Source organism: Halomonas sp. V046, from assembly GCF_052645355.1.
The window spans coordinates 319859-332777 of sequence record NZ_JBQXYF010000005.1; the positions used below are offsets into that span (position 1 = coordinate 319859).

Consider the following 12919-nt stretch of genomic DNA (forward strand, 5'->3'; position numbering starts at 1 on the left):
GGCGAACCTTTTGTTGTGCCGCGTCGACACCCCGTTTTCGCCACTCTATTGTTGCCAAGCGAGACTCCCATGTCCGACGCCGAAACACCGCTGCCACATCCCCTGCTCGAAGACGACGCCCTGGACCAGCTGGACGACTACCTCGATGACGAACGCTCAGGGCCTGACGCCCTCGACCTGATCGGGGCCCACGGGTTTCTGGTGGCCTTGGCGGTCGCCCCAGGCGATGTCCCGGCCACGGCGTGGATCGCCGAGCTGTTTCAGGGTACGCCGCAGTTTGCCGACGACAACGAACGCGAAACGGTCCTCGGCCTGCTCGAGCGGCTGAAATCCAACGCCATCACCTGCCTTGAAGGCGGAGGGCTTCCCGAGCTGCCCTTCGAGCCGACCCTGGACGGCCTGGCGCCCGAAGAGACGCCGATCGGCGACTGGTGTGCCGGCTTCATGGAAGGGGTCTTCCTCGACGAACCGGCCTGGTTCGAAGGCGACGAGGAAACCGCCGCGACCCTGCTGCTACCGTTCATGGCGCTCTCCGGCCTGTTCGCCGATGAGCCGGACATGCATGAGCTGGCCGGTGACACCGCGCGGCTCGAGGGCCTCGTCGCGCAACTGCCCGAGCTGGTCCTCGACTTGTACCTGCACTACCGGGTGCCGCCCGACACCGCCAAGCCCAAGCCCCGCCCCAAGCGTCCGGCCGGGCGAGGCGGCAAGAGCGGCGCCAAGGGAGCGAGCAAGAAACCCAAGCGCTGACGACGCACGCCCCGACTAGCGCAGGCGCGTCATCCAGCCATTATTGTGGGAGAGCGCCGAACGTCACGACTAGCGCAGGCACGTCATCCAGCCATTATTGTGGGAGAGCGCCGAACGTCACGACTAGCGCAGGCACGTCATCCAGCCATTATTGTGGGAGAGCGCCGAACGTCACGACTAACGCAGGCGCGTCATCCAGCCATTATTGTGGGAGAGCGCCGAACGTCACGACTAGCGCAGACGCGTCATCCAGCCATTATTGTGGGAGAGCGCCGAACGTCACGACTAGCGCAGGCGCGTCATCCAGCCATTATTGTGGGAGAGCGCCGAACGTCACGACTAGCGCAGGCGCGTCATCCAGCCATTATTGTGGGAGAGCGCCGAACGTCACGACTAGCGCAGGCGCACCATCCAGCCATTATTGTGGGAGAGCGCCGAACGTCGCGACTAGCGCAGGCGCGTCATCCAACCATTGAGGGTGCCGAACAGCCAAGCCCGAGCGCGCTTCCACCAGGGGCGCGCGAGCCAGTGCCGATGCGTGATCTCGGCGCTGAGGGCGAAGTTGCGCTCGAACAGTTCACGGACCTCGGCGGCGAAGGCAGCATCCTCGACTTCCTGGTTCGCTTCCAGGTTCCACTGCAGGCTCCAGTGGTCGAAGTTGCACGAGCCGAGGCTGACCCAGTCGTCGGCCAGCACGAACTTGGCATGGATGAAGCTCGGCTGAAATTCGTAGATGCGCACTCCGGCGGCGAGCAGGCGTCCATAGAAGCGCTGACCGGCGTAGCGAATCCCGGGATGATCGTGATCGCGCCCCGGCAGCAGCAGACGCACATCGATGCCGCGCCGGGCGGCTCGCTGCAAGCGCCAGCGCAGGGCCAGCGTCGGCACAAAGTAAGGCGTGCACAGCCACAGGCGTTGTTCGGCACGACTGACGCGCTGCTGCAAGGAGTGGCGGATCGCCTGAAACCGATATCCGCGGCCCCAGATCACACGACCCCGCACCGGCCTCTGCACCTGACCCTGTACCTGACCCTGCACCAGCGCCGAGCCATCGTCGCGCTCGGCCCCTGCCGCCGGCTCCGGGCGCTCCCTATCCCCCGCGCCACCTCCTGGCGTCAGGGGGAGCGCGTCGCGGGCACCCCGCGTCAAGGGCGAGTCCCAGACACGCTCGAAGAGCGAGATCCAGTCGCCGACAACGGGGCCTTCGACCCGCACCGCCACCTCGAACCAGGCCTCGAGAAACTCGTCCACAGCGCCGAAACCACCGGTAAAGGCGACGCGTCGGTCGACCACCACGAGCTTGCGATGATCGCGACTGACGTTACGCGCCAAGGAATGCCAACCAAGCGGATTAAAGCGCCTCAGCCACACGCCGGCGTCGATCAGGCGCTGACTATCACCGCTGGACAGGCCCATGGAGCCGAAACCATCGAGCAGGAGATAGACCTTCACGCCCCTCGCCACCGCCGCCTCCATGGTGTCGATCATGCGCGTGGCGAGCGTGCCGGACTCCATCAGGTAGAGCTCGATAAGCACGCTCTCCCGGGCCGCGTCTACCGCCTCGAACAAGGCCGGCAGAAAGCGCTCCGATTCGGCCAGCAATACGATCCGGTTTCCCTCTCGCCAGGGCGTGGACATCACTCGACTCCTGTCTCGTTACGGTTCTCTTGCTGCCACCGGCTCTCCATGCCGCAGCCCGGCGTCGCGCCTGCCGCCCCAGCGGCGCCGGCCTGGCCTGAGCGCCAGCGAACGGTATACTGGCGGCACTCGCGCGTTGCGCCATCACTGCCAGCGGCGCCACCACCGCCCATGCCATCAAGGATGACCCATCGCCATGCTAGGCCTACTGCGCGCCCCTCTGCGGCGACTGATTGCCGCCTGGACCGAGGTTCGCCTGGCCGAACCCGCCCCCGACGCCCTCGGCCTCGATCCTCGGCTACCGACCCTGTACGTGCTGCCACGCCCGGCGCTGTCGGATGCCCTGTTGCTGGAAAACTACACCCGCCATCACTCGTTACCGAGCGCCGAAGGGCGCGAGCAGGGCACCCGCCGCTGCCTATCACTACCCGCTCGTCGCTTTCGCTGGTGGCCCGGGCGGCCACTACCGGTCGCCCCCTTCACCGACCTGATCGCGGCCGGCGAAGAAGTCCAGCTGGTGCCCGTCAGTGTGTTCTGGGGGCGCGCTCCGGGCAAGGACTTCGGCCTGTGGCACTTATTGTCGGCGGATAGCTGGCAGCTCACCGGTCGCCTGCGCCGCGCGCTGTCGGTACTGGTCAACGGCCGCGATGTGGAGCTCCACATGGGGGCGCCCCTGCGGCTTTCAGAGCTCATCGACGGGCGTGACTCGGCGCTGACCAATCGCAAGATGGCGCGCCTGCTGCGGGTGCATTTTCGGCGTGTCCGCACCCGGGTGTTGGGTCCCGACCTGTCCCATCGCAGCACCCTGATTCGAGGCGTGGTGGCAAGCCCCGAGGTGCGCCGGGTCATTCACGATATCCGTGGCGCCTCTGCCGGGTCCGCGGGGCGCAGCGACCATCGCCTGCAACAGCGCGCACGCCGCTACGGCAATGAAATCGCCTCGAACATGACCTATCCGGTGCAGCGATTTCTGGCCGGTGCCCTGAAACGCCTGTGGAATCGCCTCTATGACGGCGTCGACGTCACCGGGCTCGATCGCATCAAGGCCCTGGCGGGCGATCACACCCTGGTGTACGTCCCCTGCCACCGCAGCCATATCGACTACCTGCTGCTGTCCTACGTGCTCTATCGGGATGGCCTGATGCCCCCGCACATCGCCGCCGGGCGCAATCTCGACATGCCCGTGATCGGGCCCTTGCTGCGTCGAGGAGGCGCGTTCTTCCTGCGCCGCAGCTTTCGCGACAACCGCCTCTATGGCGCGGTGTTCAACGAATACCTGCACCGCCTGCTGGCCGGCGGCTACCCGATGGAGTACTTCATCGAGGGCGGCCGTTCGCGCAGCGGACGAATGCTGCCGGCGCGTCCGGGGATGCTGGCGATGACGCTACGCTCATTCCTGCGCCTGCAGCGCTCCGGTACCCAGCCCATGGTCTTCGTCCCGGTCTATATCGGCTACGAGCGGATCCTCGAGAACGCGAGCTACCAACGCGAGCTGGAGGGCGGACGCAAGCGCAAGGAGACGCCGCTGGGCCTGGTCAAGGTGCTGGGTCGGCTGCGCGATCCCTTCGGACGCGTGTCGCTCAACTTCGGTGAGCCCTTGCCGGTGGCTGAATTCCTCGACGCCCACCATCCCGATTGGCAGGCGAGATCCGATGACAATGGCGATACCGGACATGCCTGGCTCAAGCCACTGGTGCCGCAACTCGGCGATGTGTTGGCCTCACGCATCAATGCGGTCGCCGCGCTCAACCCGGTCAACCTGGTCGCTCTGGCGCTGCTCGCCACCCCCCACCGGGCACTCGAGGAGGATACCCTAAAGGCCCAGCTTGCCCTGCTGGTTCGCCTCGCGGATTCCGTATCCTCCGAGGGACCGCACCCCACCCGCCCACAAGGCTCCCCCCAGGGCTGGATCGAACGGGTGATCGAACTGGAGATGATCCAGCGGCGTCCCCAGGCACTGGGGGACATCGTGCTGGCCGACAGCACCCAGGCCGCCCTGCTCGGCTGGTACCGCAACAACGTCCTGCACGTGTTCGCCCTGCCGGCGCTGGTCGCCTTCGCCTTTCGTCAGACCCGCGAACGCGACCTCGATAGCCTCCACGAGCAGCTCGCACCACTCTGGCCGACCCTGGCCAGGGAGCTGTCGCTTGCCAGGCCAACGAATCTGCGCGAAGACCTGGCACGCATTCTGGACGCACTCGACGCCGCCGACCTGCTGGAAGCATCGAACGGCGGCTGGCAGCCCAGAGAATGCCTGATGGCCGAAGAGCGCCTGCGCCTGTTGGGCCAGATCATTCAGCCATCGCTTGAACGCAACTACTTGCTGGTGGATGTGCTGCTCGGTGCCGAACCCGGTAGCCTCGGGCGAGAATCGCTGTGTGCACGAGCCAAGGGACTGGCCGAGAGGTTAGCGCTACTGACCGGCAGAGAGGCACCGGAATTCTTCGATGGCCGGCTGTTCGAGACCCTGGTGGATAGCCTGATCGCCGAAGGTTGGGTATGGCAGCAAGGCGACGTCCTGGCCTTCGATGACCACCTGCGCCAGTCGGCGAGGCGAGTGTCACGGCTGCTCGATCCCTCCCTGCGCCAGCGCCTGGCCATGCTCACTCGCCACGCCGATACCCGTGCATAGGCCCGAACCCACGCCTCTCTCTGGCGAGAGATAACGCCCAGCAGGCGTGGCGGCGGCTCAGCCGTCAGCCGTCAGCCTACGGTGAACGTAGATGTCGTAGCGACTGGTCTTCTCTTCGAGCCGGTGGCGGGGCTCGGGGCCGGCGATGGGTGGCGCCTTGCGTGGCCGCTTGACGACCACCCGGTGACTGGCCACGTCCAGGGCCGCTTCCAACAGTCGCGGGGCGTCGTCGTCATCACCGGCCAATTCGCGAAAGACGCGCATTTCCTTCTTGACCAGGGCCGACTTGTCGCGATGGGGGAACATCGGATCCAGATGGACGACCTGCGGCACCGCACCGGCGCCGTGTATCAACCGCGCCAACTCCCGCGCACTATCGCCATGGCTCAGCACCATGCGCTCGGCGACCTCCGCCACGTCTTGATCCTGCGATGCCCGCAGCAAGCCATCTTCCAACAGCGCGGCGATCGCCCCTACCCGTTCGATCAACAACACCGACGCCCCTAAGCTTGCCAGCACGAAGGCGTCTCGCCCCAGCCCCGCCGTGGCATCGACGATGGACGGCGTGATGCCCTTGGCCAGGCCGCAGGCCCTGGCCACCAGCTGGCCACGTCCGCCGCCGAAGCGCCGCCGATGTCGCGCACGGCCGGCGACGAAATCCACCCACAGCGGTTTACCGTAGTCACGTTGATCACCGCCGAGTACCAGGCGGCCGTCGGCATCGCGTCTCAGGGCAAGCGGCGCCCTGGGGTCGTCGTCGAGGCCGAAGCGCTCCACCAGTTCCACCAAATCAGGGGCGACGGCAACGCTCATCGCGCCTTCTTCCACGCCACTTGATCACGCAGGTAGACCGGCTGCGCGTCCTGGGGGGCCTGGGCCTCGCCGCGATCGAAGGCGTTGGCCGCAAGCCTGACCATATCGGCGGCCTCGGGATCGACGTCCTCGACGCACTGACCGAGGCTGGCCTGGATCTGGGCCGGCATGGCGTCCCACAGCGACCAGCCGGAGCCCAACCCGACCCAGTCGTGATCCTCGTGTTCACGGGGCAATACCAGCCGCTCCGGGGCTAGCACCGCTTCGGACATCAGCGCGACCGGCCAGCCGTTCTCGATGCGCCAGGCCCCCGCGTAGATTTCCCCCATGCGTGCATCCAGGGCGGTGAGCAGGTATCGATAGCGGTAGCGCAGGTGCCCCCCAAGGGCAAGCGCCTCGAGGGTCGAGACCCCGATCAACGGCCGGTCCAGGCCATAAGCCAGCCCCTGGGCGACGCCGGCGGCGATGCGCAGGCCGGTGAACGAGCCCGGCCCACGGCCGAAGGCCACGGCGTCCAGCTGCGCTGGCGAGACGCCGGCCTCAGCCAGCACCTCATCGACCATCGGCAACAGGCGCCGGGTGTGCTCACGCGGGGTCTGAGCGAAACGCGCGACGATGGCGTCGTCGCGACCGGGTTGACGGTTCAGCAGGGCGGCGGAACAGGCGCTCGAGGAGGCATCCAGAGCCAGAAGAAGGGACATGATGGACACGCCTTTGCAAAATGTGCGCGCAGTATAATACGCCGACGGCCCGCCGTGGGCGGGCCGTCAACGACAAACTGGAACGCAGCGCCTTGGGATACGTCATCAGGCCCACCGACAGCATCAGACAGGCCTTTCCTTGACGGACTAACAGCGGCGCCTGCAGGCACGCTGCCGGCTCCCGAGCAGTGGGTGCTTGGGCGTGGCGTGGCCCAGCGCGACGGGCTTACCTTAACGGGCTTAGCGTGACGGGCTTAGCGTGACGGGCCTAGCGTGACGGGCTTAGCGCGACGGGCCTACCTTAACGGGCCTAGCGTGACGGGCTTAACCTGGCAGGCCTAGCGTGACAGGCTCAAGCGTCGGATCCGAGCACTCCGTCGAACAGTAAAGCCTTAGCCTTCCAGCGCCTTTTTCACCTGGGTGGTGATCGCATCGACGCTGCCGATACCTTCGACACGATGGTAGCTCGGCGCCTTCTGCGGATCCTGACTGGCCCACTCCTGATAGTAGCCGACCAGCGGCTCGGTCTGCTCATGGTAGACCGACAAGCGATTGCGCACCGTGTTCTCGAGATCGTCCTCCCGTTGGATCAGGGCCTCGCCGGTCACATCGTCCTTGCCCTCTTCCTTGGGCGGATTGTGGTCGACGTGATAGACGCGACCGGAGGCCGGGTGCACGCGGCGCCCCGCCAGGCGGTTGACGATTTCCTCGTCGGCCACGGCGATCTCTAGCACGTGGTCGATCTTGACCCCGCCTTCCTTCATGGCATCGGCCTGGGGGATGGTGCGCGGAAAGCCATCGAACAAGAAGCCGTTGGCGCAATCCGGCTGAGCGATACGTTCCTTGACCAGTGCGATGATGATGTCATCGGACACCAGCCCCCCCGTGTTCATGATTTCCTTGACCTTAAGTCCCAGCTCGCTGCCCTCTTTTACCGCGGTGCGCAGCATGTCGCCGGTGGAAATCTGCGGGATGTCATAGCGCTTACAGATGAACTGGGCCTGAGTGCCCTTGCCGGCGCCGGGGGCACCCAACAGGATCAAACGCATCGAAGTGGCTCCTTGAAGATGAGAAAAGGGTTCACGGGGAAAACGGAATTGGCGAACGATACCCGGGCCGCGATGGCGACACAACCAAGCGGAGCGACGAAACGCCGGAGAATAGGATGCAAACCATACTGCTATCAAAATGTTGATGCGGAAATAGCACTTTGGTCACGCTGACACGTCCGCGTCATGATTCGCTTGCCCAGGCACAACGCCGAGCGATATCGCCGGCTGCCGATAAAAAAACGAACGGCGCCTTGCGGCGCCGTTCGTTCATCCAGCGAGCTCGGCGTTACAGCAGCAGACGACGAATGTCGGTCAGCAACTGTCCCAGCAGGGCGGTGAAGCGCGCCGCATCTGCCCCGTTGACCGCACGGTGGTCGTAGGACAAGCACAGCGGCATCATCAACCGCGGCTGGAAGGCCGCGCCATCCCACACCGGCTTCATCGTCGCCTTGGACACACCAAGGATAGCGACTTCCGGCGGATTGACGATAGGCGTGAAGGCGGTACCACCAATCGACCCCAGGCTCGAGATGGTGAAACAGCCACCGGTCATCTCGTCGCGCTTGAGCTTCTTGGTCTGGGCCTTCTTGGCCAACTCCACGGACTCCTTGGCCAGGTCGATCAGCGACTTCTTGTCGGCATCGCGAATCACCGGGACCATCAAGCCGTCGGGCGTGTCTACCGCTACGCCGATGTGCACGTACTTCTTGTGCACGATCGTCTCGCCATCGGCTTTCAGGCTAACGTTGAACTGCGGGTATTGGCGCAACGCAAAGGCACAGGCCTTGATCATGAAGGGCAGCGGCGTCAACTTGGCGCCCTGGGCCTCGGCCTCGGCCTTCATTGACTTACGGAAGGCCTCGAGCTCGGTGATATCGGCCTCATCGAACTGAGTCACATGGGGAATATTGACCCAGCTGCGATGCAGGTTGTTGGCGCCCATCTTCATCAGGCGCCCCATCGGCTTCTCTTCCACTTCGCCGAACTGGGTGAAGTCCTGATCGGGAATCGGCGGAATACCGGAACCACCCGCAGCCGGCGCGGCCGCCCCTTTGGCTGACTTGGCCTGACCCGACATCACTTGCTTGACGTAGCTGTGCACGTCGTCTTTCAGCACCCGATCCTTGGGACCGGTCGGCGCCACAAGCCCCAGATCCACGCCCAGCTCACGTGCCAGCATGCGTACCGCGGGCCCGGCATGGACGTTCTTGGCATCACGCGGTTCGGCCGCCGCGGCTTGCGGCGCCGGGCTCGCCGACTCCTGCTTGCTGGCCTGCTGCTTGGGAGCGTCCTGCTTGGACGCGTCCTGCTTGGGAGCGTCCTGCTTCGGTGCCTTCTTCTTCGGGGCCGCACCAGCAACCTCGATGTAACCGATCAGGTCGCCCTCGGACACGGTGTCGCCTTCCTTCACGGAGAGCTCCACGATCTTGCCCTTGAACGGACTCGGCACGTCCATGGATGCCTTGTCGGATTCCAGGGTGATCAGCGCATCCTCGACGTCGACCTCATCACCGACGGCCACCGCCATCTCGATGATCGGCACATCGGTGGAGCCGGAAATGTCCGGCACCCGGATTTCCTCGCGCCCACCGGCGGCGGCCTCGTCGTCGCCCTCGTCGTCACCACTGTCATCGCTATCAGCAGACGGCTCGGGGGCAGGCGAGGCCTGTTCGGCGTCAGCGCCATCGTCCGCGTCGCTGTCATCGCCGCCTTCACCAGCGACTTCCATGGTGCCGATCACATCGCCTTCGGAGACGGTATCGCCCTCCTTGACCGTCAGGCTGACCAGCTTGCCGGCGTGCGGACTCGGCACGTCCATGGACGCCTTATCGGATTCGAGGGTAATCAGAGTGTCTTCTTCGGCGACCTCGTCGCCTTCGGACACCGGCACCTCGATGATCTCGACATCGCTGGAGCCACCGAGGTCCGGCACCTTGATCTCGACGGTCTTGCTGCCACCGCCGGAAGCCTTGGGCTTGGCCGGGGCCTTGTCCTCGGATGCCGACGCCTGCTCTTGCTTGGACGGCTCATCGTCCTTACTGGCCTCGGCGTCGTCAGCCTCGGCGTCGTCGCCGGCATCGCCACCGCCTTCGACTTCCAGCTCGACGATGTCATCGCCTTCGGAAACGGTATCGCCTTCCTTGACCAGCACCTTGACGACCTTGCCGCCCTTGGGCGCCGGTACGTCCATGCTGGCCTTGTCGGATTCCAGGGTGATCAGGGTGTCTTCCGGCTCGATAACGTCGCCGACCGCCACGCCGATCTCGATGATTTCCACATCGGTATCGCCACCGATGTCGGGCACTTTGATGATTTCGCTACTCAAGGTCGCGCTCCTTCAAACTCTTGACGGGGGCGGGCCCGGAGGGCCCGCCATGCCACCGGATCAATCGGTCGGCGCCTCACACCTCAAGCGGATTCGGCTTGGACGGGTCGATGCCGTACTTCTTGAGGGCCTCGGCCACGACCTTGCGGTCCAGCTCGTCGCGATCGGCCAGCGCCTTCAGCGCGGCCACGGTAACGAAGTAGCGATCGACCTCGAAGAACGAACGCAGCTTCTCGCGGGTATCCGAGCGGCCATAGCCGTCGGTCCCCAACACATGGTAGTCCGTCGGCACCCAGGCACGAACCTGGTCGGCGTACAACTTCATGTAGTCGGTGGAGGCGATCGCCGGCCCCTTGCGGCCGTCCAGACACTTGGTCACGTGCGGCTTCTCGGGCTTGGCCTCTGGGTTGATGAAGGCCTCGCGATCCAACGTCAGCGCCTCGCGGCGCAGCTCGTTGAAGCTGGTAACGCTCCAGATATCGCTGCCCACGCCCCATTCGTCGGCCAGCATCGCGGCGGCCGCCTCGACCTCGCGCAGAATGGTGCCAGACCCGAGCAGCTGGACGTGGCCCTTCTTCTTGCCCTTGGTCTCGCGCAGCAGGTACATGCCCTTGATGATGTCATCGGCGGGGATGTCATCGAGAGCCGGATGCTCGTAGTTCTCGTTCATCACCGTCAGGTAGTAGAAGCAGTTCTCCTTGTCGGCGAACATCCGCTTCAGGCCGTCCTGGACGATGACCGCCACCTCATGGGCGTAGGTCGGGTCATAGGTACGGCAGTTGGGGATCATCGCCGCCTGCAGCAGGCTGTGGCCGTCCTGGTGCTGAAGCCCCTCGCCGTTAAGCGTGGTCCGCCCGGCGGTGCCGCCGACCATGAAGCCACGCGCCTGCAGATCGCCTGCCGCCCAAGCCAGGTCACCGACACGCTGGAAGCCAAACATCGAGTAGTAGATGTAAAACGGCAGCAGCGTGGTGTTGTTGTTCGAGTACGAGGTCGCCGCGGCCATCCAGGCCGACATCGCCCCGGCCTCGGTGATGCCTTCCTCGAGGATCTGACCCTTCTGATCCTCGCGGTAGAACATGATCTGACCCTTGTCGACAGGCTCGTACTTCTGCCCGCCGGAGGTATAGATGCCGAGCTGGCGGAACATGCCCTCCATGCCGAAGGTGCGCGCTTCGTCGGGGATGATCGGCACCACGTACTTGCCGAGCTTCTTGTCCTTGACCAGGCCGTTGAGAATACGCACGAAGGCCATGGTCGTGGACACTTCACGCCCCTTCGAGCCAACCGTCTGGGAGGCGAAGGTCTTGTCCTCCAGCGACGGAATCTCGAGGGCGTCGAAGTCCGAGCGACGACTCGGCAGGTAACCACCCAGGCGCTCGCGCTGGAGGTGCATGTACTTCATTTCCGGCGAATCATCGGCCGGCTTGTAGTACGGCACTTCCTTGAGTTGCTCGTCGGACAGCGGAATGCCGAAACGATCGCGGAAACGCTTGAGCGCTTCGTACTCGAGGGTCTTGACCTGGTGGGCCTCGTTGGCAGCCTCACCGTCACCGCCGCCCATGCCATAGCCCTTGACGGTGTGCGCCAAGATGACCGTGGGACGACCGTTGGCCTTGTTGGTCGCCTCGTGATAGGCCGCGTAGACCTTGAACGGGTCGTGGCCACCGCGGTTGAGCTTCCACACGTCCTCATCGGACATGTCCTCGACCATCTTGGCGGTCTCGGGGTACTTGCCGAAGAAGTGCTCCTTGGTGTACGCGCCGCCATTGGCCTTGTAGTTCTGGTAATCGCCGTCGACCGCCTCGTCCATGCGTTTTTGCAGGACGCCCTTCTTGTCTCTCTCGAACAACGGATCCCAGTGGCGTCCCCAGACGACCTTGAGGACGTCCCAGCCGGCGCCGCGGAACACGCCTTCCAGCTCGTCGATGATCCGCGAGTTACCGCGTACCGGACCGTCGAGGCGCTGCAGGTTGCAGTTGATGACGAAGATCAGGTTATCGAGCTTCTCGCGGCTGGCCAGGTGAATGGCACCGAGAGATTCCGGCTCATCACACTCACCATCACCCATGAAGCACCAGATCTTGCGATCCTGCATGTCATGCAGCTCGCGTGAATGCAGGTACTTCATGACATGCGCCTGATAGATCGCCTGGATCGGCCCCAGGCCCATGGACACCGTGGGGAACTGCCAGAAATCCGGCATCAGCCAGGGGTGCGGGTAAGACGACAGGCCGTCCCCATCCACTTCCTGGCGATACTTGTCCATCTGATCTTCGGTCAGACGGCCTTCCAGGTAGGCGCGGGAATAGATCCCCGGCGCCACGTGGCCCTGGATGTAGACCAGATCGCCTTCGAAGTCGCCGTTGGGCGCACGGAAGAAGTGGTTGAAGCCGACGTCATACAGCGTGGCCGATGACATGAAGCTGGCAATGTGGCCACCGAGACCGGGATTCGCCCGATTGTTGCGAATCACCTGGGCGATGGCGTTGTAACGAATCAGCGAGCGGATCCGCCGCTCCATGAACAGGTCACCAGGCATCGGTGCTTCACAGTGCACCGGGATGGTGTTGCGATGCGGGGTCGTGACCGAGAAGGGCACCTGCATGCCATCCTGGCGGTAGCGGTCGGCGAGCCGCGTCATCAGGTACCGGGCACGATCCTCGCCCTCACGATCCAGGACCGATTCCAGGGAATCCAACCATTCCTGGGTTTCGACCGGATCGAGATCTTCTCTTGAACCAAGACTCATAGAACGTCTCTCCGAATGACGATGGGGGTTCCATTGCCCCGCAATCGAGGCCAATGAGCGAGCGGAACCGGGCACGGGGCCAGACCGCTGGCGGCGTCAGGCATGTAGTAAGTTTACTATTTTTCTTGCGTCTGTAAGCGCTCAGATGACGCTGAAGATACCGCAATCGCCCAGCAGTGCCAATTCAAGCAGAAGTGGAAATATTTTTCAATAACACCTTATTGCACTGCAACACAATGGGTTAGCGACAGGCTC

Annotated in this window: 8 protein-coding genes; 2 read left to right on the top strand and 6 right to left on the bottom strand. The window is 64.4% G+C overall.

What is annotated here, in order from left to right; all coding sequences use genetic code 11:
• Window positions 1-69: 69 nt before the first annotated feature.
• On the top strand, window positions 70-750 hold the full coding sequence (locus tag ACUN9Y_RS08990; protein WP_445460354.1) for a YecA/YgfB family protein: 681 nt from the start codon (window positions 70-72) through the stop codon (window positions 748-750).
• A gap of 447 nt (window positions 751-1197) precedes the next feature.
• Here the strand turns inward: ACUN9Y_RS08990 and ACUN9Y_RS08995 are convergent, their stop codons facing one another.
• Window positions 1198-2388, bottom strand: a complete 1191-nt coding sequence (locus tag ACUN9Y_RS08995; RefSeq protein WP_445460355.1) for a phospholipase D-like domain-containing protein — start codon at window positions 2386-2388, stop codon at window positions 1198-1200.
• Between the two features lie 196 nt (window positions 2389-2584).
• Here ACUN9Y_RS08995 and plsB point away from each other — a divergent pair, with 196 nt between their 5' ends.
• Complete coding sequence (plsB, locus tag ACUN9Y_RS09000) at window positions 2585-5020, top strand: glycerol-3-phosphate 1-O-acyltransferase PlsB (RefSeq protein WP_445460356.1); 2436 nt, start codon at window positions 2585-2587, stop codon at window positions 5018-5020.
• Between the two features lie 57 nt (window positions 5021-5077).
• On the opposite strand, the gene ACUN9Y_RS09005 is transcribed toward plsB, so the two are convergent.
• From ACUN9Y_RS09005 to aceE, 5 genes are all read right to left on the bottom strand, one after another.
• A complete protein-coding gene (locus ACUN9Y_RS09005; protein ID WP_445460357.1) occupies window positions 5078-5833 on the bottom strand; it encodes a class I SAM-dependent methyltransferase in 756 nt (251 codons plus the stop codon).
• Complete coding sequence (tsaB, locus tag ACUN9Y_RS09010) at window positions 5830-6534, bottom strand: tRNA (adenosine(37)-N6)-threonylcarbamoyltransferase complex dimerization subunit type 1 TsaB (RefSeq protein WP_445460358.1); 705 nt, start codon at window positions 6532-6534, stop codon at window positions 5830-5832. The genes ACUN9Y_RS09005 and tsaB overlap by 4 nt, the downstream gene beginning before the upstream one ends.
• Before the next feature lie 392 nt (window positions 6535-6926).
• The gene (adk, locus tag ACUN9Y_RS09015) at window positions 6927-7583 is read right to left on the bottom strand and encodes an adenylate kinase (RefSeq protein WP_445460359.1); all 657 of its coding nucleotides are present in this window, start codon (window positions 7581-7583) and stop codon (window positions 6927-6929) included.
• A 289-nt stretch (window positions 7584-7872) separates the two neighbouring features.
• Entirely contained in the window at window positions 7873-9912 is a 2040-nt protein-coding gene (gene aceF, locus ACUN9Y_RS09020) for a pyruvate dehydrogenase complex dihydrolipoyllysine-residue acetyltransferase (protein ID WP_445460360.1), read from the bottom strand.
• 76 nt (window positions 9913-9988) lie between these two features.
• Entirely contained in the window at window positions 9989-12664 is a 2676-nt protein-coding gene (gene aceE, locus ACUN9Y_RS09025) for a pyruvate dehydrogenase (acetyl-transferring), homodimeric type (protein ID WP_445460361.1), read from the bottom strand.
• Between the last annotated feature and the right edge of the window lie 255 nt (window positions 12665-12919).

Coding starts and splice junctions, on each gene's coding strand:
- ACUN9Y_RS08990 (WP_445460354.1), top strand. CDS start 70: ATGTCCGACGCCGAAACACCGCTGCCACATCCCCTGCTCGAAGACGAC.
- ACUN9Y_RS08995 (WP_445460355.1), bottom strand. CDS start 2,388: ATGTCCACGCCCTGGCGAGAGGGAAACCGGATCGTATTGCTGGCCGAA.
- plsB (WP_445460356.1), top strand. CDS start 2,585: ATGCTAGGCCTACTGCGCGCCCCTCTGCGGCGACTGATTGCCGCCTGG.
- ACUN9Y_RS09005 (WP_445460357.1), bottom strand. CDS start 5,833: ATGAGCGTTGCCGTCGCCCCTGATTTGGTGGAACTGGTGGAGCGCTTC.
- tsaB (WP_445460358.1), bottom strand. CDS start 6,534: ATGTCCCTTCTTCTGGCTCTGGATGCCTCCTCGAGCGCCTGTTCCGCC.
- adk (WP_445460359.1), bottom strand. CDS start 7,583: ATGCGTTTGATCCTGTTGGGTGCCCCCGGCGCCGGCAAGGGCACTCAG.
- aceE (WP_445460361.1), bottom strand. CDS start 12,664: ATGAGTCTTGGTTCAAGAGAAGATCTCGATCCGGTCGAAACCCAGGAA.